The sequence below is a fragment of the Treponema phagedenis genome (assembly GCF_008153345.1).
In the GTDB taxonomy this organism is placed as follows: domain Bacteria; phylum Spirochaetota; class Spirochaetia; order Treponematales; family Treponemataceae; genus Treponema; species Treponema phagedenis.
This window is the reverse complement of record NZ_CP042818.1, coordinates 2307212-2330670: the sequence shown is the minus strand read 5'-3', so window position 1 is coordinate 2330670 and position 23459 is coordinate 2307212. Positions and strand designations below refer to the sequence as shown.

The window sequence follows — 23459 nt, the reverse complement described above, 5'->3', positions numbered from 1 at the left end:
TTTTTTTAACAAGAAATAATCCCTCTCTGCCAAATGCCGCACAATCCCTTTACGGGCTTATTTTAATAAGCATGATGACTGTTCTGCAGAGGTGCCAAGCAAAACTCCATCAGAGTTTTGCTTGGCACTTTCAGTTTCCAAACAATAACCGATTGTAACTTTTTGTTAAATTCGGTAAAAAGCTACTCTTCTTTCTGCTCTTCTATAAATGCTTTTGCAGCGGCGATAACCTCATCGGCTATTTTTCCTGAAATCGGATCATAATGATCAAAACTCATTTCAAATGAACCGGTGCCGCTGGTCATAGAGCGAAGGTCGATTGCATAGCGCAAAAGTTCTTTATGCGGAACCTGTGAGCGAATTTCTTCAATGCCGTTTGCCAAAGAAGATTGCCCGAGTATTTTTCCTCTGCGGGAAGAAAGATCGCTCATGATATCACCTAAATACTGGGTGTCAACATATACGGTTAAATTCATGATCGGTTCAAGCAAAATCGGCCCTGCATTGCGCATTGCATCTTTGAACGCATTGCGGGCTGCAATTTTAAATGCCATTTCAGAGGAGTCTACCGGGTGTTCTTTTCCATCAAGAACGGTGCTTCCTACATCAACTACCGGGTAGCCCGCCAAAACGCCGTGCTCCATCGCTTCTTTTACGCCCTTTTCAACACCGGGAATATAGCCCTTGGAGATTGCGCCACCGAAAACCGCATTGGCAAAACTATAGTGCTCCCCGCGCGCAAGCGGCTGAATGGCAAGAACTACGCGCCCGAACTGCCCGTGCCCGCCCGATTGTTTTTTATGCGTGTATTCGGCTTGTGCCTTTTGTCTGATTGTTTCACGATAGGCAATTCGCGGTACGGAAGTTTCTATCTCTATCTTATTTTGCTTTTTTATGCGGTCAAGAATAATGCCGGTATGCAGATCGCCCATGCCTGAAAAAACATTCTGTTTTGTTTCCGGGTTAAATTGGAAAGAAAGCGTCATGTCTTCTTCACATGCTTTAAAAAGCTGTTCGCTTAGCTTATCATCATTTTTCTTTTCATTTGCACTTACCGCAATTGAGTAAATCGGCTCCGGAGTGCGTAATTTAACAAAAGGAAGACCGTCTGCCGTCGCGGTAAAAGTATCATTTGTTTTTGCATTCGCAAGCTTTACCGCAACGCCGATATCTCCTGCGACAAGTTCCCGTATTTCTACCAGTTTTTTCCCTAGGGGGCGATAAAGTTTACCGATTCTTTCTTTTTTTTGCTCATTTACATTATATACTTCACTGTCGGCGTTCAGAATACCGGTAATAACTTTAAGGTATGAAAGTCGTCCGGAAAATTGATCGTTTGCGGTTTTTACCACAAGAGCGGAAAGCGGCGCTGTTTCGTCTACTTTAACGGTAACCGCTTCTTCTCCTTTTTCCGCTCGTTCAAGATAACCTTCCGCAGAGGGTAGAATATCCGTGATAAAATTTAATAAAGATGTTAACCCTGATTGTTTAAGGGCGGAGCCTGCAAAAGCCGGAACAATCCGATTGTCTTTTATTGCAAGTGTTAAGCCGTGTGCAATTTCTTCACTAGTAAGCTCTCCTTCATCAATGAATTTAATTAACAACTCTTCATCGCCTTCAGCAGCGGCTCCCGCCAATATTTCAAGCTGGCGTTTATACTCATCCATATACTCGGCAGGAATATCAACTTCTTTTTCTTTTCCGTCGGCTGATATTTCATACGCCTTTCCTTTTAAAACATCCACAATCCCTTTAAAATCAGCGCCCTTTCCCATCGGGAACGTAACCGGAAATGCTTCTACCGAAAATTGTTTTTTTATATCGCTGATACAATGTGCAAAATCAGCGCGCTCTTCATCCATTTTATTTACAAAAACCATGCGGGATTTATTTCGTCTGTCCAAATCGCGCCAGTATTTAATTGTTTCGATCTGAACTCCCGAGCGAGAGTCCAATAAAACCAAGGCAATTTCCGAGGAGCGAAATGCTGTTACAACCTCTCCGATGAAATCGGAAGAACCGGGAGTATCCCAAAAATTGATAGTCTTATTTTTCCAGGGGAGATGGACAAGCGAAGCATAAATCGAAATCTTTCGCTCTATTTCCTCAGGAGTATAATCACTTACTGTTTTTCCTCCTTGAACAGCTTCCGGTTTTTGAATAACTCCGGAAACCGCAAGCAGACTTTCCGTAAGGCTTGTTTTTCCTGATTGCCCATGTCCTGCAATAACTATTGTTCGAATATCATTTGTTGAAACACTCATTTTTATAAAACTCCTTAGATGAAAATAGAATTAGCGGTGATAATAAGATTTTTACTTTACAAACGTTATGCGATTTTTAGATTTATCTTGTAAAAATCAGCATTTTAATGCTGCACCTATAATTCTTCCTAAGAAATATTTTAATAGGTGTTTCATGGTATTGTCAAGGATAAAATAAATGTTTAAAATAAAACAATGAACACAGACAAAAAAAACACTGGGAGCCTTGCAAAAGATTTACACGAACGGGAGCAAGAGCTTAAAACCGCATATATTAATTTTGGAGAAAAACTCATAAGCGATAATACCTTTTTGCCGGAACGGAACAATGAAAAAAAAACCTTTGGCGAAGAATGGAATGAGTTACGGCAAGAAAGAGAAAAGGCAACAAATACCATTTTAAAAATTAAAGCTATTACGCAGAGGCAAGGAGAGCTTGTAACATTTGAAAAACAGCTTGAAAAAATCTCAAAAGAGCATATGAAAGACAATCAACGCAGCGCAAGCGACTTTGTATTGCAATTTTACAAAGCATATAATCACTTATCATTGGAATGTCTTGCCGATCTCAAAAACAAGGTTGAGGATATTGAAGAAAAAATTTCAGAGTTGCAAGCGAGTATAAAAAAGCAGGATGATGAAAAAAACGATGCAAAGTTTTTTGAAAAAATAGGCTTACAAGTTAAAACTTTTAGTACGGAAAATAAAATAAAATATCTGCAAGAAAAAATTAAAAAAATTATTATTCGGGAATCCTCGCAAATTCTTGCTCACAGCCAAATTCAACAAATGTATGAAAACGGAGAATTCTCCGATGAATTGGCAGAATCCTATCGAATTCTTTTTTTAAATAAATTAAAGCAATCGGAAAATGATGAACGCAAGCAAAATCTTGAAAAAGAGAAACAAAGCCTGCTGGAACAATTGAAAGAATGCGACTGCGGGACGAATCCTCAAAAGCGAATTGCAGTACTTACCGTGCAGTTTAAAGAGCTTGATGAAAATATTGATCATTTATGTAAAGAAGCAGCCTTTCAATATTGTGAGCAGTATCTTACCGACGAGGGGAAAGAGAAAGACAGCGCTCATTCTTTTCCGGCAGAGTATGCGGAACGATTACACACGATTGCGGCAATGCGAAAAAGCATCGCTCATTTAAAGTATTCTATAGAACAAAACGAGCTTATACAAAAGCATTCCGCAGAGGATAAAAAAATTATAAATTTTAAAAAATCCATTGATGACTATGAACGCGGCATAAAAGAATATCAACAGATGATAGAATCTGCAGAAAAGAATATTGAAATTTCAGAGGCGAAAAAACAAGAGCTTTCTCAAAAGATTGATGCGCTCTCGGCTAAAATCGAAGATTTAAATTAACACTACCGAAGTGATATCACTTAGTAAGTACTTTTATTTTTAAACGTTACTCATAAGTGGTATCAGGTCGGCAAAGCGTAATTATAAAAGCCTTTGTTTAAAATTAATATCAACTAATGGATTTTAATCTTGCATTCCGTAAACGGAGTATATAAGCGAATATGCAAACCGGAAAAAAACGCAGTTTATTTTATTTTTTTCTCATTTTGGTTGTGGTAGTTTTTTGGACAAGTGTCGGTTCGTTATTCCTTTTTAGCCGAGCAAAAAAATTACAAAACCATACCGCTCTTCCCCTTTCGGCTGAAGAACAAGTCTTACTTCTTGAAGACTTTTACGCAAAATACAAGGTAGAGGGGACTCCTCAGCTTGCCAACCTTTGTCCGGCAGCTTTGATGCGCGAAACAAAAATGCAGAATCCCGCACCGATACTTGCGGCGCAGTCGGTGATTGTCGCCAATGCGGATACCGGACAACTTTTATACGAATATCAAGCGGACAGAAAAATTCCGCCCGCATCGCTTACCAAGCTTGTTGCAATGTATGTTGCGATGCAAGCAATTGATTCCGGTGAAATCACCCTTGATCAGGTTGTTGTTCCGCCAAGAGAATCTTGGGCGGAGAATATTCCGCCCGGCTCGTCGTTACTTTTTTTAGGCCCTAATCAGCAGCTTACCGTATCGGAACTGTTGCGCGGTATGGCGGTTGTTTCGGGGAATGATGCGGCAATTGCGCTTGCTCATACGGTCTCGGGCTCTGTTCCGAAATTTGTGGAGCGCATGAACCAAGCGGTAAAAACACTTGGTTTAAAGCACACGGTTTTTACGGAACCAAGCGGTTTAAGCGAAGAAAACTATACCACCGCAAGGGATTTTGCCCGTTTTTGCCTTGTGTATCTCCGGGAATATCCCGAAAATCTTGAACGCTTTCATGCGCTGCAAGAATTAACCTATCCGCTTTCTCACAATGTAAAAAACCTGATTTCGATCACGCAGCCGGCAACAAACACGTTGCTTGGTAAATTAAAAGGCTGCGACGGACTGAAAACCGGTTTTATCTATGAATCGGGTTTTAACATTGCGCTTACCTGCAAAAGGGCGGGCACCAGAATACTTGCGGTAATTCTTGGCGGAGCGGGAAAAACAATTGCTCAAGGAAGGGCAATACGGGAAAAAGATGGTGAAAAAATAATGAACTGGGCTTTTCACAATTTTCAAACCTACCCGCTCATTATTGAAAAAAAAGCTTTAGCTCAGATCCCCGTAATTGGAGCTGCACGTCAAAGCAGTCAAGCATCGGTATATCCGATTATTGTATTCGGAAGGTTTGCTCAAAATAAAACCACTGTTTTCCGTTTAAACGAAAAAAACACCGACAATTCCTCAACCGAATTGCTTCATTTGCAAATACATTTACCAAAACAATTATACGCTCCCCTTGATAAGGGGGAAGTTATCGGTACTGCATATCTTATGCGAACCGTAGACGGAAAAGAATTTCCCTACGGAAGTTTTCCGCTTATTGCAGATCGGGATGTTTCCGCCGCAAGCGACTTAAGTAAAAAGCTCGATATTTTGAGTTTAAAGCTTTTCGGAAAATAACTGCCTGCGGCTTTAAACATTCCTATGGTAAATTGCTCACCGTTGTCAAACTTAGAATGGGCATGGACGCCCGTGGTTCCAAGCAGACGGTTTGGTTTTGCCACGGACGGCAAAACTCAGAACGGGCACGGACGCCCGTGGTTCCAAACAGAAACGATGTTTTAAAGCAAGACAGATTGTAAAGCTTTAAAACTCGCAGGTTTAGTTTTTGCCATGGACGGCAAAAACTAAACCGTTGTGTCTGACTCTTTTTTATAAAATTATCTTGATTCGCATAAAATTATCAAAAACATGTTATAATAGGTTGGTATGACAGACTCATTTTTATCGTTGCTTTTTGCAAGCCTTTCCGAAGATTTGCAGGCTAAATTAACAAGCAATCCGCTTTTTAAGAAAAAACGCCGCTATGTTCAAATTGAAAACGAGCCGCATGATATTGCGGTTCTCGATACGGAAGACGCAATCCTGTTGCAGTATACACACCCGTATCAAGCCGGCAGGTGTATTGCTCTTTTTTTTGAAAGTCTTGCCTTTGACCTGCCTCTGCCTCGCAAAGAAAAGAGCCGCTATCAAAGTCTCGGGCTGATGATTGACTGTTCCCGAAACGGCGTTTTATTGCCTGCGGCATTTAAGCGGCTGCTGCCGCATCTCTCGCTGATGGGATATTCGTCCGTGCAATTATATATGGAAGATACTTTCACGATTGATGAGTACCCGTATTTCGGCTATCAGCGGGGGCGGTATACTCAAAACGAGTTGCGGGAACTGGATGCTTATGCAAAAGAGTATGGCATAGAGCTTATTCCTGCGGTGCAAACCCTTGCGCATTTGCAACAGGTGCTGAAATGGCAGGCGTTTGCAAACTTGCGGGATTGTAATGACATTCTCTTAATTGACAGCGAGGAAACCTATGCCTTTATTTCCGCAATGTTTAAAAGTTTGACCGAATCGGTTAGCTCGAAAAAAATAAATATCGGTATGGACGAGGCTGCTATGGTCGGACTCGGCAGATATTTGGACTTGCACGGCTATACTAATCGATATGAGCTTATGCTGCGGCATTTTCGTACTGTGCATGCGCTTGCGGAAAAACAGGGATTTACCTCCGTGTATCTTTGGAGCGATGTTTTTTTTAAGCTTGCCACCGGAGAAAGCTATTTTTCCAAAAATTTGAGTTTGCACGCAATAGACAAAAATATTGCCGCCGACATTCCCGCCGGCAGCCGTTTATTGTTTTGGGATTATGCGCTGCGCCCGAGCGAGGATTATGAGTTGCCAATGCAGATTCATAAAGCGTTTTGTAATAATGCGGGTTTTGCGGCGGGCGCATGGAAGTGGGCAAGTTTTTTTACCTGCAATCAATTCAGCATAGCGGCTGCCGTCTCCGTGCACGGGGCGGCAAAAAAGACCGGCATACAAGAGCTGTTGGTAACCGCTTGGGGCGATGACGGCAACGAGGCGTCGCTGTTTTCGGTTTTGCCTGCGGTGTCTGCTTGGGCGGAGCTTTGCTGGGCGGATTCGCTTGAGCTGCTGCCTCGGCGGTTTGCCCTCTGCTGCAATGCGGACTTTGAAAGTTTTTTAAGCCTTGATGAGCCAATCCTCACGCCGGATAATCCCGCACCTGGAAAATGTACGGTCAATCCGAGTAAGTATATTTTGTATCAGGATATTCTTGCGCCCTTATTTGAAAGTCATATTCAAGGGGAAAGCACCTATGCGCACTATCGTCAATGCGCTGAAAAAATGAAACAGGCTGAGGCAAAAAATCCCGCATGGAAGGAGTTGTTTCAAACGGGTTTTGCCTTGTCGGATATTCTTGCGGAAAAAAGCATTTTACCGCAAAAGATTCGGCGTGCCTATGAAGCAAAGGACAGTGCCAAGCTCAAAGAAATTGCCGAAAAGGATTTGCCCGCATTGGCGCAAAAGATTCAAAACTTTATTTCTATTTACTCGCGGCAATGGCAGGCGGAAAATAAAATATTCGGTTTAGATGTCTTTGATTTGCGCATGGGCGGACTGTTGCAGCGGATTACACGCGCACAAGAAAGGCTTGTTCTGTATGCAAAAGGAACGCTGCGGGAACTCCCCGAGCTTAATCAAAAGCCTTTGAGCTTTGACCCTGAATATCCGAACGCCATGTATTCGCCGGGCTGGAAAAACATTGCTACCGCTTCCGTGCTGTAAAAGAATGCTGCGCAACGGTTTGGTTTTGACGTCCTTGTCAAAAACTAAACCTGCGAGTTTAAAAACTCCCTATTATAAAAAGAGCCCGACACGGCGCAACGGTGAGTAAACTTACCATAGGAATGGTGAATTCGCAACCCATCATTGTTGGTGTTACGATTATATACGCAATAGAAATATTTTACTTAATGGCGCCTCTTTACAATCTACAAAAAAAATGATATAAAAACTACGAAAAGTGCGTAGGAGGTGCTTTACATGAATGACTGTACTGCCCCCCCCCTCGAAAATAGGGAGTAAAAAGCTTTTTTCTATCCGAAAAAAGTTACTTATAATTTTTGGAGTTCTTGTTGTTGTTTCAGTTTTTATGCTTGGATTTCTGTCGTTATACTTCGCTAAAAAAGCTGTAACAGAAAAAGTCGAGGCACATCTTACCGACAAGGCTGTAGATACTGCAGAAATTATCAGCGGTAGAATAAATATTTTTTTACAATTCCTTGTAAATACGGCAAAAATGCCTATATTCGGTGATGATTCTGTTTCTTTTGAAGAAAAAGCTCGGTATTTGGGAACCAAAGTCGACTGCCCTGAAAGTGTTTATTTTATTAGTATTGCGGATATACGGGGAAACTTATACACACATAATCTAAAAACAGTGAACATAACCGGTCAATCATGGTTTACAGCAACGATGGACGGTAAGGATTTTATTTCCGAGCCTTTTATTTCTGTGGTTGACGGAGACTTCATCATGGTTGTCGGTGTCCCTATTTATGGCAAGGATAAGCATATTACCGGATCTTTATGTATGACTATAAGCGGTTTGTGGCTTTGTGATAATATCAAAGATATTATTGTAGGTAAAACAGGGGAGTGTTATGTTTTAGATTTAACCGGCACGGTAATTGCAGACCCTGATGTGAATTTAGTTACCAGTCAAGAGAATACTATTGAGCGTGCTAAAACAGATCCCACTTTGGCAAGTATAGCAGCTTTTGAAAAACAGGCAATTACATCGGAAAATTCTGTTATAGGGCTTTATACATGGGAGGGTAGTGACAGAATTGCCTCCTTCGCAAAAATAAAAAAAACAGGCTGGGCAGTTATTGTTTATGCACCCATTGATGAATTTATGGGAACAATACAGTTGCTTAGAAAATCTATATGGATTACCGGTTTACTCATTCTGATTATAGCTCTCATTATTATCTTTATCACTGCACGGCTAATAGTGCGGCCGATAACCGTTACTGTTAATGCCTTGCAAAACATTGCACAAGGTGATGGAGATCTAACAGTGAGATTACCGATTACCGGCAATGATGAAATAACAAAACTTTCCGATTATTTTAATCAAACTATTAAAAAAATTAGAGAGGCGGTAAAGCAAGTTGGCGATAATACGATTATCATGGAAGACATCGGCACGGAACTTTCAAGTAATATGGCAGAAACCGCAAGTGCAGTACATCAAATCAGCACAAACATCGACGGAGTAAAACGGCAAGCCCTCACACAGGCGGCTAGTGTTACCGAAACCGCCGCAACAATTGAAGAAATTATCCGTACGATAAAACAACTTAATACAAGTATCGAAAACCAAGCGGCAAGCGTTGAGGAATCTTCATCCTCGATAGAAGAAATGGTAGCAAATATAGGATCAATAGGAAAAATGCTTAATGAAAACAAAGAAGTGATTGACCTGCTTCATAAACAAACCTTACTCGGTAAAGAAGGTGCATCAATTGCCAATGCCGAGGTTGCAAAACTCACTGAAAAATCGGATACCCTTATGGATGCCAGTCAAATTATCCAACATATTGCAAGTCAAACAAACCTTCTTGCAATGAATGCGGCAATAGAAGCCACTCACGCAGGCGATACAGGGAAGGGCTTTGCGGTTGTTGCAGATGAAATCAGAAAACTTGCCGAAGAATCAAATGCACAAGGAAAAGAAATTAGCGCAATGCTCAAAGAATCTACGAAAATTATTGAGGATCTTGCTTTTTCCGGAAATGCGGCGGAGCATGTATTTGATGAAGTTGTAAGTCTTGCTAAGAAAGCATTACAGCATGTCGAACAAATTGATTCCGCAATGCAAGAACAAAAACATGGCAGCAGTGAAGTGCTGACAGCTATTAAAGACATACATGCTGTTACAAGCCAAGTAAAAGACGGATCCGCAGAAATGCTCACGGGCGGAGAAAGTGTTGCACAGGAAATGCAAAAGCTGGATAATCTAACCTTGATTATCACCGGCAGCATGAACGAAATGGCATCGGGAATTATGCAGATAAATAATGCGGTGCAAGAAGTCAATGAAATTACTCAGAAGAATAAGGAAAGCATTGAAAACTGGTAAGCGAGGTGAAAAAGTTTAAAGTTTGATACGTTGATAGTTTTAAAAAAGTATCTGCGACTAAACGCGAGTGCTCAACCTGCTATGTTGGAATTCTAACCCTAAAATAAAAAAGGCTGTCAAACTGACAGCCTTTTTAATTCGTCAACGTGCATATTCTATAATTCTGGTTTCACGGATAAGGGTTACGCGTATTCTGCCGGGATATTTGAGATCGTTTTCAATTTTTTTAGCAATATCTCTTCCAAGCACTTTTACGTCCTGATCCGGTATTTTTTCATTATTTACCAGAACTCGCAATTCTCTTCCTGCCTGAATTGCATAGGCTTTTTCAACACCGGGGAAACCTTCGGCAATCGCTTCAAGGTTTTCCAAACGCTTCACATAGTTGTCCATTGTTTCGCGTCGAGCTCCCGGCCGTGCGGCGGAAATCGCATCCGCAATTTGCACCAGCAAAGCTTCCACGCAAGAAGGCTCAATATCATTATGGTGTGAGCCTACCGCATTTACCACTCGCGGGTCTTCATTGATTTTGCGTGCAATTTCCATGCCGATTTCCGCATGGTTTTTATCGGAATCTGTTTCTACACCTTTTCCGATATCATGCAACAAGGCACCGCGCTTCGCTATTTCCACATCGGCGCCAACCTCTGCGGCAATCATCCCTGCAAGGACTGCAACCTCTTTAGAATGGTACAGGACATTTTGCCCGTAGCTTGTTCTAAAGTACAACCGCCCGAGCGCCCGTACACCTTCCTGACTCATGTCATGAATACCTAAGTCAAAAAGCACCTTTTCACCCTCTTCGTATATCTTTTGCGATATTTCACGTGTTACCTTTTGCACAATTTCTTCGATTCGTGCAGGGTGAATACGCCCGTCAAGGATGAGTCGCTCAAGCGCAATCCGCGCAATTTCTTTACGTACAGGGTCAAAACAGGAAATAACAACCGCTTCCGGCGTATCATCAATAATGATATCCACACCGGTTAAGGTTTCAAGCGCACGAATATTACGCCCTTCTCGCCCGATAATCCTTCCCTTCATCTCATCGCTCGGTAAACTAACCGTCGATACTGTTATATCACTTGTTGTATCGGTGGCAAGTCTTTGGATAGTTGTTACCAGAATGTCCCGCGCTTTTTTTTCAGCTACAAGATGTGCTTCTTCTTCTATCTTATTAATTAAAGCTTGCGCATCATGTTTTGCTTCCGCTTCAAGACTCGAGATTATCAAATCCCGTGCCTGCGCCTGCGTAAGACCGGAGATTTCCTCCAATCTTTCCCGATACCGCTCTTCTTCGCCGCTTAAATTCTTATCGCGTTCATTGAGTGCGGCTTCACGTTCAACGAGCTGCTTTTCTTGCTTTTCCACCGTTTCCAATCGCTTGTCGAGGACATCCTCTTTTTGCGCTAAACGGCGTTCCGAACGCTGGAGATCATTCCTACGTTCGCGGTTTTCCCGTTCCTGCTGATTTCTTTCCCGAATAAGTTGTTCTTTTGCCTCAAGAAGAATATCCTTCTTTTGAGCTTCAGCTTCTTTTTTTGCCTCCTGTAAAACCCGCTCTGCACGTTGTTCAGAAGCAGATAGTTGAAATCTGGCATACAACCAGCGAATCGTCCATCCAAGAATTAAACCGACAGCAACAAGGATAATACCGATTAAAATGGTCGTGCCCATTGGTATGCTCCTTAAAAAATAGTACTGTCCATACTTAATTTACAATCAAATTGGTATAATGTCAATAAATTATTGATAATATTATAGAAAGGTTTTTTAATGCAGAAACTGATTTTTTCCTATTTTGTAAGATGTATTAAAAAAACGCTATGCTCTTGTTGTAACCGCAGATTTTCCCTATTTACAGATTGACATTTGTTTGCTAATATATACTATATGCGTAAGTCTTTTTTACTTGCACCTTCTTTGCTGAGTGCGGATTTTTCAAAACTCGGTTCCGAGCTTATATATATAGAAGAAAACGGAGGAAAGCTTATCCATGTGGATGTAATGGATGGGCATTTTGTCCCTAACTTGAGTTTTGGTGCTCCGGTGCTGAAGAGTCTTAAGGGAAAAACGTCTCTTCCGTTTGATGTTCATTTTATGGTTACTAATCCATCGGATTTTGTAAAAGATTTTGCAGAAGCAGGTGCCGAATATTTTACTTTTCATATTGAAGCAGCGGTGCATGCCCATAGGCTTATCGGTTTAATCAGAGAGTACGGAATGAAGCCGGGAATAAGTTTAGTGCCTTCAACGCCGGTTTCCGTTTTACAGGAAGTTTTACCGTTCGCTGATCTTGTGCTTGTGATGTCCGTTAATCCCGGGTTTGGCGGTCAAAAGATGATCCCCGAATGTATAGAAAAAATACGACAGTTAAAAAAAATACGCGAAGAAAAAAAATTATCGTATCTTATTTCCGTAGACGGAGGAATCAATAGTCAAACACTTCCCGTTGCAGCGGAAGCAGGAGCGGATATTATTGTTTCGGGCTCATCGTTTTTTTCAGGAGAATTGCGGGTATGAAAAGATATTTACTTTTATGTGTATGTATTCTTTTTTCTTCGGCTTTTAGTTTTTCTCAAGACTACTTGACGGCGGGTCTTGATGCCTATGCGCGCTCGGACTGGTCTTCCGCAATTTTTTCATTTCAAAAAGCAATGAAGCCCCAAAGTGCGCAATATAATGAAGCTTGGTACTGGCTTATTATGGCTCACGCTTCCGCGCATAATTATCAAATTGCTTTAACTCAAGCTGAAAAGTTTATTCAGGCAAATCCTCGAAGCCAAAGAATGCCGGAAGTGGTATACCAGCGGGGAAGAATATTTTGCCTTTGTGGCGCGCATGAAAATTCAATAAATGAGTTATATGCATTTATTAAACGGTGGGCAAATCACAGTCAGGTGCCTTCCGCATATTATTGGATAGGAGAAAACCTTTATTTGACAGGCAGATTTCCAGAAGCGCGGAGTATTTTTTCACGTATTTTAATTGATCATCCTCAGTCGGCAAAGGTTGAGGCGGCGCGATATAAGATAGCATTGATTGATCAGTCAAAAACGCAGGAAGAACTATTAAAGCTGCTAAAAATGAGTCATGAAGAGTTTTTACGTTTAACAGAAGAGTCTGAAAAACGTGAGAAAATTTATAATCAAACGATTGAAGCTTATCAAAAAAAAATAGGAGAGATGAATAAGGATCCCAGAACGGCGGAGCTTGAGCAGCTTTTAAAGGAAGAGCGCCAAAAAAATATAGAGCTTTATGATGCGCTTACAATGGTTGAAATGAAGAACCAAGAACTTTCCGCAGCACTGATGCTTTCCTCAACGGAAAAACCGCCGGCTCCGGAAGAAAAATCGCCGTCTTTACCTGCCGATTACGCTGACCCGAATAAGCGCAGAAAGGCTTTGGAAGAGTTGCGGACAAAGGCGCGCAAGCTCAAATTTATGTATGATAACCTGTTAAAGGAGACAAAGTAAATGAGGAGATTTACTAAAAAGAGCATACTCATTTTTTGTATTGGTATCGGAATGCTTGTTAGTGCTGCCGCAAATGAAGCTCTTGAGTTAAGTTCCGGATTTTTAAAAGTTATGGTATATCCTAAAACAGGCAGTTTTACGTTATATCGATTTGATGTTTGTAAAAAAAATTACACACCGCTATACGACAGTACGCGAAGCGGCAGTGTTAATGTAATTTCTTTACATTTTAACCGAACAGTATATCCTCTTATTAAAAAGATCGGCTCAACAATTTTTGCGGAAAAAATTGACAATCGGATAGTAATGACTTTTCAGATTTCAAAGGATTTTAAAGTAACACAAACGTTTTATTTTATTCCCGGTGAAAAAGAATTAGGCGGGCAGTATTTAAAGATTGACATTTCCGTGCATAATCTTTCTGAAAATTCAGTTTTTGCCGCTTTTAAAGCATTAATAGATTCATCGTTGGGAGAAAACAAAAAACGTTTTTTATACACGGACACAAAACGCGATATAACTTCAGAAATACTTCTTCGACTTGATACTGAAAAAGATGCTACGATAGTATCCTCCGATGTGAATGCAGCCTGTCTTTTTTTGCTAAAGCACCCTCAAGCAATTACTCCGATAAATGTATACGCTGCAAACAGAAACAGACTTACCGGCCATGAATGGCTTCCGCACTACCAACAGGGAAGATCGTTTACAAAAGGAAATTCAGTAAGCGATGCCGCGATGCTTTTTATTTGGAAAGAAAAACTTCTTAAAAAAGGCAGCATAATGACTGTTTCAATGATTGTCGGATGCGCAGACTACTGCTTATTAACTGCTCAGAGAATAAGAGATTCTATAACTATAGCGGAAACGGAAAGCGAAAGAATAAAAAAGAATTACGACTATATACAAAAACTTTTGCAAAAAATAGAAAAAGTTGAAGAAAATCCGGATATTGTTTCGGACGAAGCAATATATGATTTAACGGATCAAACGGATAAAGCTATTAAAGATATACAGGAATAATTATGGCACTATCAGTACTTGAACGAGCGAAAAAAAAATTTGTACAGAAAAAATATAATGAAGTTATATCATTATTGGAACCCTGTGTATTGGACTATCACGAATCATTTTCTTTTCATTTATATTTAGGCTTAGCTTGCTTACATGAAGGGGTCATTGCAGGAGCTCTCGCATACTTGGATAGAGCAAAACAAATAAAAATAGCGCATCCCGATCCTGATCTTCTTTGCGCACAGGCGGCAATTGCATTACGTCGACGAGACACCAACAAAGCGGTTGAATGTTATCTTGATGCGCTTGAAGTTGATCCGAAACATCTTCTTGCAAAAAAAGGTCTGGATTTTATAAAAAACAATAATACCCCCGAAGCGATCGGAGACTTTATTCAATCAGGGGAGATTAAAAAACTATATCCGCAGCCGGGCGTACGCGAGCATCACAGAAAACTCATATTCAGTTGTGTAGGTACCGGCATACTCTGTGCTTTGGGAATATCTTTGGGAGTAGTGTTTTTTCATTCCAATTCTTCAGGCATACGCGGGCAACGGGCAGATCTATCCGCATTAGCTTTAGTTGCCGACGAAGAATCAGCGCCGCTTTCCGGCGAAGGCGATTTTCTTTACACTCTTACAAACAAAGAGGTTATTGCCTCATATAAGGCTGCGCAAAAGTACTTTCAATCTTTTAAAGACAACCTTGCGCAAGTGGAAGTAAACCGAATTCTCTACTCAAATGCATCGCCCGCAATTAAGAGAAAAGCAAAAACGCTTACAGAATACTTTACCGTTCCCGGTTTTGATACCATTAAAGACAGCTTTCCGTATAGCGAAGTAAATACAAATAAAGAGCTTTACCTTGATTGCTGGGTAGTATGGAAAGGGATGGCGACGAATATCAAGCAATCCGAACAAACCCTAAGTTTTAATCTTTTGGTAGGATATGATACCCGCACGGAACTTGAAGGAGTTGTACCCATTGTTTGTAATTTTTCACTGCCTGTTGATGCAGGCAAACCCATACAAGTATTAGGAAAAGTGCAATTGCGGAACGGGATTCTTTATTTAAGAGGAAAAAGCATTTTCCAAAGTCAACAGCCGGCGCAATAATCCGATATGTTGATAAAATTAAAATTATGTAAAACCTTCCGCATACTCTCGCCGCAGTATTTCCGATGAAAAACGTTTTTACCGCTATTGAAGTCTTCCCAAGCAGCTTCCAAGAAAGCGGTAAAGCAATAACTTCTTTCAATGCTGCAAAGTATAACTATTGCCTACTAAACACAACTGAAAACTGATATAACCTTCTTTTGATAGCTCAAATCCGCTTTTAATGCATTTTATATAAATCGTAAAAAATTTTATAAAAAAGAGCTCCGGTTTGGTTTTTGCCGTCCATGGCAAAAACCAAACCATGAGTTTAAAAACTCCTATTATAGAAGTGTGGTAGTTTTTAAACTCATTTCTGTGTGGAACCACCGCCGTCCATGGCGGTTCTGAGTTTTTGCCGTCCATGGCAAAAACTAAACCATCTGCGTGGAACCACCGCCACGCACTGATTTTTAGTATTCTTGATTAAATCAGTGCTGCGAGTTTAAAAGCTTGAATTTTACAATTTTGTGTTGATGCTTTAAAACATCGTTTGGTATTGTTCTGATTTTGCCATCTGTGCCTGTTCTGAGTTTTGACAACGGTGGGTAAACTTACCATAGGGCAAAGCGTTAATAATTTGCCTCCGCTTCGCCAACGAGTTTTAAAGCTTCAATTTTACAAAATAGTGTTGATGCTTTAAAACATCGTTTTGAAATTGAGCACGGGCGAAGTTTTGAAAATTTACTGTAACTTCGCCTACGAGTTTTGCCTGTTTACGTTGGAGTGTCAGGCAAAACATCCTTTGGAATTGAGCAAGGGTAAGCAAACGTACCATAGTCAAAATGCAAAAATTCACAGCGATTTTTAGCAAGAACAAAACCTTGTGTGCTTTTTTCATTAGTTAATAGCGGCTTGCGGAAACCCTGAAAGCGATAATGGGATTTGCACCTGAGCTTTCTTCCGCTTTCTGCAATGCCCCGGAGGCTTCTTCTAAAAGTCTTTCAGCAGAAGTAAGGCGGGCTGTTCTTGTGGTAATCCCGATAAAGACCTGCGCCTCTGTATCTAAACCTTCGATTTGAAGAATATCGGCACGCAAATTTTCTGCAAGCGGCATAGCTTCATCAAGACTGGTATCTTGCAAAATGCCGGCAAAACCGTCATTGCCGAATTCAAAAATCATATCTCTAAACTGAAAAGTTTCTACTAATCGATGGGAAATATTTACGGCAAGCTCTGATTCTTGCACAACCCCCGGTATTTTTATCAGCATCAGCGTAAGATCATTATCGGATGCTGTTGCCCTGCCCAACTCAGCTTCCAATCGTTCGGAAAGATAGGATTCCCAGCCAATTCCTGTTATCGGTGTAAACAGTCCCAGTTCCATTCGCTGATCATTTTCTTCTATCGGCTCATCAAACGCTGAAGCCTCAACTGTTGTACTGTCGGTTTGGTCAGGCGCAGTCTCTGTATTTGTTTTTGAAAACTCTTGATCATCAAAAAAATTATTTTCAGGATAGTCTTTATACAAATTTAAATTATCTAATGAATCTAAAGTAAGATCCGAATCTTTTTTTGCAAATGAAAAGGCTTCTTTTTTAGAGCTGTCATACGAGTCGGTACTTTCATTAGAGTCCTGCGAATACATTTGCGATGTTGTCGATGTGGCCGCAGGTTCGGCGGACTCAAAAGAAAACTTTTCTTTTTCCTTGTTTTGAACTCTTTTCGTAGAAGCCGGCAGATAGATATATTGCAAAGAGAGCAAAATAGCGGAAAGTAACGCAAGAAATAAAACAATAAAGAAAACTGCTCTAAATCGCGCAAAGATAAATTCCGTCGGCAAAATATTTATTGCAGCAGTAAAAGTCAATATGGAAGACTGATTTTCTCCAAGTTGCCCTGAAAAAACTTTTACAAAAAGCGGATTATCACTTAGTTCAAGTTCATTATCTTTATTGTATTTAAAGCCTTCACCGTCTTTTGCCCAGTTAAATAATTTCGATTGCGGACTTGCGATATGTAAAGCAAGTATCACACCGCTATCTTCACAAATTTTTTTTATCTCTTCTATATTTGCCTGTGTAACGGGTTTTTCAGGAGAAATCAGAGAAAAAAAACGTTGCGCTGTCTGCGAAAAAAAGACTCGTGCCCCTTCGGTGTTTTTTTGCACCGCACTTGACACCGATAAGGCAAACCACAATATGGTAAAAACTATTACAACAGTTACAAAAATCGCATATATGCGTATAGAAATCTTACTCATTTCAGTTTAGTATATCGTAGAATTTCCCCAAAGACAAGTTCTCTGATAGAAAAACTATCGAGGTTTTCTCCTTTTTTCTTTTTTTTAAGTTTATACCATGCAAAAAAAGGCAGAAGCGCAAGGCTGGTTTCGTGCCTTTCCTCTTTTAACGATTTTAAGAAAAACTGTATAAACTCATTGTAAGGAAATGCGCTGAAGTCTTCTTTTTTCCAAATATTTTCGGAGGAAAAAGAAAGAAATGATTTTTTATATCGGGTAAGCACATCGGTTGTGTACGTGATGCCCGAATCGCTTGTTATTTTTTTTGTTTGAGTTCTGAACATAAGGGCGGAAAAAGAAGTTTCCGCCGGTGCCGTCCGTACCGCTTTTTTTTGATATAAATCAAAAAGATAGGTTCCGCGTGCATACGGTTTTCCGTTTATGTAGGCGAAGTCCGCGCCGAAGGTAAGCGGTTTTGTAAATCCCAAGCTTGAAGCAACCGATAAGGCGGCAATGGTAACAGTTCCCGAGCTTGTTTCCATATACGGAAACGGAGAATACTCGGCAGCAAGTTGCGCAAGGGGATGCCCTCCGGCGGCAAAAATAAGCGGATTCTTGTTTTCAATAAAAGGAGTAATAGCAGAGGGGCAGGCGCAAAGATCAAAGATCGCCGTTGTGTTTTTTGGAAGAGGCGGAAATGAATGCGCATATGAAAGATACTGAGGGTCGATACCGATAAAAAAATCAGGAATCAGCTTTTGTTTTATACAGGCGGGAAAGGCAGTGTCGGTTGCAAAAACTGTGTATGCGCTTCGCTCTGATTGTATTTTTTTAATACCTTCTTCCAAGCTCGGTCCTGCACCCAAAACAGCTGCCTGAGTTCTTAAAGAAACTTTCGGCAGGCAGGGACATATTTTTGCCGCTGTTTGTAAATTGATAAAAGCATTCCGCAGCCAAAGCTTTCCGAAATGCGCTTGTACGGAATAATCAGCCCGTATTTTGTCCAGAGCCGCATCCACAAGATGGGAAAAAAGTTTTATCTCTTCGGGGAAAAATCGGGTCCATGCGCTTAGGCTGTATACCGAAAAATTACCGTGCATTGCTGGAAGGTATCGCTCTGCAAGTTCTTGGGGCAAACGCTGTACGCTTATAGGCGCAAAAAAATACAATCTTTTGTTTGCAATGATTTCAGTAAAATCAATGCAGTCAAAAGCTGAGCGAAGTGTCGGATAATCAGCTTCGCAAACTCCGCAAAAAGCTTGAGGAAAGGTTTCTAAAAAGAGTTTGATTTGAACACCGGAGCCTATTCCGCAAAAAAGTACAAAGCAACTTTCTTTGGGCAAGAGATTTTGTGCTTCTTTTTTCGGATCATATTTTGAGTGTAGGGGTTTTCCATTTTTTAAAAGAGGAACAAGTTCTCCCGACTTTGCGACGAATACGTTTGAATACGCGGAATTTGACTCGGTTTTTTCGAGTATGTCCGCCAGTCGAGTATTTTCTTTTTTTAATGCTGCTATATTTTCGGTAAAAATTTTATTCATGTATCTGCAACCTTTGTCGTAATTTTTTTATTTCCACAGATACTTTTTCACAAAGTTTTTGAGCGGCGATTGAACGCTCTTTTGTTCCTCGATTTTTTATCGCTACCAAAAGTTCCGGATAGGCAAGAAATTCAGCCGCCTCTTTTTCTATACCTCGCTCTAAAAATTTAGTCGCACCGTTTTTTAATTTTGCAGTTTTCTCAAGTAATAAAAGATATGTATGCACAAGGGCGAATCGATCTTTTTTTGATATTTTTTTAATCGTCTGAGTCCGTATCTGCGGCATAACGGTCGGCATCTGCGTTAAAAACGCTTTTAGCGATATTGTTTTTATTGAAGGTAATGCTCTTCCTTCTTCGCCCACGCGTATGAGGCAATCGGTTTTTTCCTTAGGCAGCTGCATAAACCAGTTTGCATAAATTTCTAAAGACTGAGGATTTCCGCCTTTTGCAATAATTGATGCGAGAGGCATCGTTCTAAATGTTTTAGCAATACCCGATGCATGAGGACGTGCATGCTGAAATCCTTTGCCTTCAGCTAAATCAAGCCCGCAAAGGTATATCTTCTTTATTCTGAAATTAAATAAGAGCTCTGCCATCGTACCTGAAACGCTTCCATTCCGCTGTGCTGATATCGACGGAGCTTGAAACGCATCTAAGAAAAAAGATTCGGTTTTTGATCCGTAATTTAAAAAAGAAAGCGGATTATTTATTAATACATTAGAAGGAATAGCTGCCTCAAGTGGGAACAAAACCGGAATATCAGTGGCAATTCTTTTTAAATGGGCGGCAGCCCAAAAACCGCCATCGGTGCTTACGCAAAAGATAGGTTTTACCCCGCGATATGCCAATGCAGAAAGCGCGGAAGAAACTGCCGCAATCGGAGCCCCAGTCTTTTTGCTCAGGCATTTTTCAAGGCTTTGCCCTGCGGCAGCAAAAATCACCCGTTCGGCATAAAAAGAAAAATCGATTACCTGTTCTGCAAACATGCTGTTACGCAAAATATTGGCAAGCCAGCGCTTCCCAAAAAATGTCCTTGTTGCCATCTCACTTTGAATCATTTTAATGGCGGTTGCAATTCCTTGCCAAACGAGCTTTGCTTCATTGGGAAAAGCCCGATCCGCCGGCTTCCAAGGAATAAAAATCGTATTGGATAACTCTTCATCGTGAATATTTTGAATTAAAAAAAATTCAAGGCTTCCTGCCTGCGGTCTCCAAACCGAATCCCAAAGAAAATCACTTTCTGAAAAAAGAGTTTGACTATACCGTAAAGCAATCAGTTTTGCAGAAGGAAACCTTTTGCGCAAAGATTCCGCTGCATAGGATTCTCCCGGTTCGCTAATAACGATTATTGCAGGATTTGTTTTGATAGAGCCGGCAAAGGTTTCAGCCTCTTTTTGCGGGTTGTATTTTGAATGTAGGGCAACCTGCGGAATCATCAGCCTTTTAAGTGAAGAAATTTCAACACTTCTTCAGAGTCTTTGCTGTTGCCTTTAGAAGCAATTAAAAGTTTTTCCGCAACACTTAAACCGAAAATTTCTTGCACTGATTGACGCAACTGCGTTATATACAACTCTGCATCAATCGGAGAGACGGAAAAAATAACAATTTGCATTTGGAGATCGGACTCAAATAAAAACAAATTTGAGGTGCCAACCAAAACCATTAACCGATTGATAAGCGCATAATAAAGGCGTAACTTACTGATGTCTCCGTGCAGACGAATAATATTTGGAAAAACAGCGCTGGTATTTAAGGTAAAAAGATTTGCGGTATTCTCTGCCATTATTGCCGCATCAATTCGCTCTTTTATAAGGCGTTGACCTTTTTGAAAAGGGTAAATCAACTTAGTTATTTTTATAACTGAAAAAGCCTTTTTAAGAGAGGGGAGAAAATTTTTAATAAGCGTTGCCGCCTTCTCAGGTTGAAAATTTTTTCCGGCAACATTTAAAAGAGAATCAAAAAAGATAATATACAGTGAAATATTCTGTATTTTTATCGGATAAAGATACAGACGTTTTAAAGAAGCAAATTCATGAGAAGAAAAATACACACGCAAAGCTTCCAAGTTGGCACCTTCAATACATATCCAATTATTTTGCGGTAAAACATTTTTTATTGTATTGAAGGGTATTACCATCCTAAGTAGCGTTGTGATATCAAGACCAAACGCAAAATGGAGTGCAAAAGTCTTTTTTTCATCGGGATATAAAAACCCTGCGCGCTCAATTCCTATCGCATCTCGAAGTTCGGCAAATTTTCGTTCCAGCTCTCCGTACAGCGAATTTTTTTCCGTATCAAAAAATACGGAACCGCGTAATATTTCCGCTTTTGCAATTAAACCCATCAGGAAATTCCCAGTTCATCAAACAAGCGTTTATACGTGTTAAAATATTCGGATTTTGCGAACTCTTCTATTTTTTCTTCCGGCAAGCTTTCAAGCAGTCTGTCCATATAACTTAAAACCGATTTGATTTCTTCTTTCAATTGTAGAGGCATACTTGCAGTTTCCGACTGTGCCGGTTCAGGTTTGATCTCTTCCGTGTGAACAGGTATTTTATCTGTCAGGGTTTCATCAAAAAAAGCGGCATCTTTTTCAGCCAAAGAAGAAACTTCATTTGCTTCAGAATCAGTTAACTCTTGAGATTCAATTTCAGGTAATTCAATTTCCTGCTCTGCGGGGATTTCCGATATATCTTCAGTTAAAAAGTCGATATCGCTCAAATCGTCCGCATGCACCGGAGCTTCATCAGTCTCTTTTTGTATATCTGCAATATTATCAGTTTCAAAATTAAGGGCTTCAATCGTTAAATCTTCAGGTTCTTCCAAAACTTCCGATTCAAAATCCGGTTTTGTAATGTAATCGTCAGCAACCGATCCCAGCATTGTTTCATCATTGGGAATATCACTTTGGTCATCAAGATAACTAAGGTCATCTCCGCTCGGAACAATATGTGCAGGCTTAAAGTCTTCAAGCTCGCTCTTTTCTTCCGTATTTTCTATTTCCTGTGCAGCAAGGTTTTCATTCGTCGAATCAAGGAATTCGGGGATTTCATATTCTTCCGTATTTGCTTCTTCGGTAAAATCCGCCGTGATTAAGATATTGTTAAGTTCATCTCCGGTAAGCGCAATTGTTTCATCCGTATCATCATCGGAGAAGAAACCCGAGCTTTTTGCCGCGGGTTTTTTCTCTTCCGTTTGGATGACATCATCTTTGTGGATGAGTGGGGCAGTCGCTTGTTCATTTACTTGTTTCTTAAGGTCAGCCAATTCGGTTTTAATGCCGGCAATTTCTTCCGCAATTTTTCGTAAAAGATTTTCAGTTTCGAGCGATTGGGCTGCGTGATGCTCAGGTACTGAATCCAGACTGTTTTCTGTGGAAGCAATTTCTTCTTTCATAAGGTCATCGGTTAAAGCACCGACATCATCAAAAAACATGTCGGTTTCGGGAACTTCAATGTTTACAGCCGACAGTTTTTCTTCCGGTTCTTCCTGTTTTGGCTTATCGGGTTCTTCCGCTTTTACCGCTACCTCAGGCACAACGGGATCATTGTCAAAAATGGAAATATCAACAGACTCTATATCCGTTTTGGCAAATTCAAATTCTTCAGCTTTGGATTCACCTGCATCTTCAATATCAACATTCAAATTGATTTCCGATTTTCTTTTATCAGGCACATTCACTGTTGTACTTGCCGAAGAAGAGCCAAGCCCGTCAAGAAGATCGTCAAATTCGGATGCTTCAGAAAATTCGGTCTTTATAGCGGAATTGGAACTTGAGCTCGGTGAAGAATCGGGAAGGTCAAAATGAATTTCCGTAATTGTATTTAAACTATCGTCTCCTTCAGAAGTTTCCGTGTTCGTGCTTGCTGCGGGACTGAAGTCTATATCAATATCTACCGGAGCGTGAGGATCTTCTCCCTCTTCCTCTTCGTTCGGTCTGCTAATTTCCGCTTCAAAATCTTCCATAGAAAATTCAACGGGAGTGAAATCTGCCTCTTTAATAGGAGTTTTATCTTGTTCATCCGACTGAGATGCTTGATCGGATTGGGATGAATCGTCAAAAGAATCGTCTAAAAAATCATCGAGATCCAGTGTTTCAAATCCGTTAATATCCATAGCTGCCATATCATCTCCTTGTCCATCAGCATGATTACTGCTTTCCTGTATAAATGAGTTTTCTTCGGAATGTATGCCTTGTTCTTCTTCGGGAAAAGATACGGCAAAATCAGACAAATTTTCAATATCGTCCGCCGGACTGCTCGCATCTTTATTGTTTTCTATTGCTTGAAAATCTTTATCTGA

At 40.5% G+C, this 23459-nt stretch carries 13 protein-coding genes and 2 pseudogenes; 8 read left to right on the top strand and 7 right to left on the bottom strand.

Translation table 11 applies throughout. From position 1 onward, the window contains the following. Positions 1-182: 182 nt before the first annotated feature. Positions 183-2264 (bottom strand): elongation factor G, encoded by a 2082-nt coding sequence (gene fusA, locus FUT79_RS10340; protein WP_024751971.1) that lies wholly within the window; start codon positions 2262-2264, stop codon positions 183-185. 195 nt (positions 2265-2459) lie between these two features. Here fusA and FUT79_RS10335 point away from each other — a divergent pair, with 195 nt between their 5' ends. The 4 genes and pseudogenes from FUT79_RS10335 (at position 2460) to FUT79_RS10320 (ending at position 9814) form a co-directional block, all read left to right on the top strand. Continuing rightward, complete coding sequence (locus FUT79_RS10335) at positions 2460-3644, top strand: coiled-coil domain-containing protein (RefSeq protein WP_148889643.1); 1185 nt, start codon at positions 2460-2462, stop codon at positions 3642-3644. A 161-nt stretch (positions 3645-3805) separates the two neighbouring features. Beyond that, on the top strand, positions 3806-5242 hold the full coding sequence (locus FUT79_RS10330; RefSeq protein WP_044634291.1) for a D-alanyl-D-alanine carboxypeptidase family protein: 1437 nt from the start codon (positions 3806-3808) through the stop codon (positions 5240-5242). A gap of 309 nt (positions 5243-5551) precedes the next feature. Continuing rightward, on the top strand, positions 5552-7426 hold the full coding sequence (locus FUT79_RS10325) for a beta-N-acetylhexosaminidase (protein ID WP_024751968.1): 1875 nt from the start codon (positions 5552-5554) through the stop codon (positions 7424-7426). Positions 7427-7688: 262 nt separating this feature from the next. Beyond that, positions 7689-9814: pseudogene (locus FUT79_RS10320) on the top strand (methyl-accepting chemotaxis protein). Between the two features lie 115 nt (positions 9815-9929). Here the strand turns inward: FUT79_RS10320 and rny are convergent. Beyond that, complete coding sequence (gene rny / locus FUT79_RS10315) at positions 9930-11465, bottom strand: ribonuclease Y (protein WP_002701200.1); 1536 nt, start codon at positions 11463-11465, stop codon at positions 9930-9932. Positions 11466-11681: 216 nt separating this feature from the next. Between rny and rpe the strand changes: the two genes are divergently transcribed. The 4 genes from rpe to FUT79_RS10295 are packed head-to-tail and all read left to right on the top strand — an operon-like array spanning position 11682 to position 15393. Next, positions 11682-12311 (top strand): ribulose-phosphate 3-epimerase, encoded by a 630-nt coding sequence (gene rpe, locus FUT79_RS10310; RefSeq protein ID WP_002701199.1) that lies wholly within the window; start codon positions 11682-11684, stop codon positions 12309-12311. Next, complete coding sequence (bamD, locus tag FUT79_RS10305; protein WP_024751967.1) at positions 12308-13264, top strand: outer membrane protein assembly factor BamD; 957 nt, start codon at positions 12308-12310, stop codon at positions 13262-13264. Before rpe ends, bamD begins: the two co-directional genes overlap by 4 nt. Further along, positions 13265-14287, top strand: a complete 1023-nt coding sequence (locus FUT79_RS10300; RefSeq protein WP_024751966.1) for a hypothetical protein — start codon at positions 13265-13267, stop codon at positions 14285-14287. 2 nt (positions 14288-14289) lie between these two features. Further along, positions 14290-15393: a tetratricopeptide repeat protein gene (locus FUT79_RS10295; RefSeq protein ID WP_002701193.1), complete on the top strand. Its 1104-nt coding sequence runs from the start codon at positions 14290-14292 to the stop codon at positions 15391-15393. An 883-nt stretch (positions 15394-16276) separates the two neighbouring features. Here FUT79_RS10295 and FUT79_RS10285 read toward each other — a convergent pair. The 5 genes and pseudogenes from FUT79_RS10285 to FUT79_RS15920 form a co-directional block, all read right to left on the bottom strand. After that, positions 16277-17635: a GGDEF domain-containing protein gene (locus FUT79_RS10285; RefSeq protein ID WP_002701185.1), complete on the bottom strand. Its 1359-nt coding sequence runs from the start codon at positions 17633-17635 to the stop codon at positions 16277-16279. Continuing rightward, positions 17632-19155 (bottom strand): 6-hydroxymethylpterin diphosphokinase MptE-like protein, encoded by a 1524-nt coding sequence (locus tag FUT79_RS10280; RefSeq protein ID WP_024751965.1) that lies wholly within the window; start codon positions 19153-19155, stop codon positions 17632-17634. The genes FUT79_RS10285 and FUT79_RS10280 overlap by 4 nt, the downstream gene beginning before the upstream one ends. Beyond that, the gene (locus FUT79_RS10275; protein WP_024751964.1) at positions 19148-20593 is read right to left on the bottom strand and encodes a 6-hydroxymethylpterin diphosphokinase MptE-like protein; all 1446 of its coding nucleotides are present in this window, start codon (positions 20591-20593) and stop codon (positions 19148-19150) included. The genes FUT79_RS10280 and FUT79_RS10275 overlap by 8 nt, the downstream gene beginning before the upstream one ends. Further along, entirely contained in the window at positions 20593-21501 is a 909-nt protein-coding gene (locus FUT79_RS10270) for a hypothetical protein (RefSeq protein WP_148889641.1), read from the bottom strand. The genes FUT79_RS10275 and FUT79_RS10270 overlap by 1 nt, the downstream gene beginning before the upstream one ends. Continuing rightward, a pseudogene (locus FUT79_RS15920) lies at positions 21501-22322 on the bottom strand (hypothetical protein); the annotation flags it as partial. The gene FUT79_RS10270 and the pseudogene FUT79_RS15920, both read right to left, overlap by 1 nt. Positions 22323-23459: the final 1137 nt, after the last annotated feature.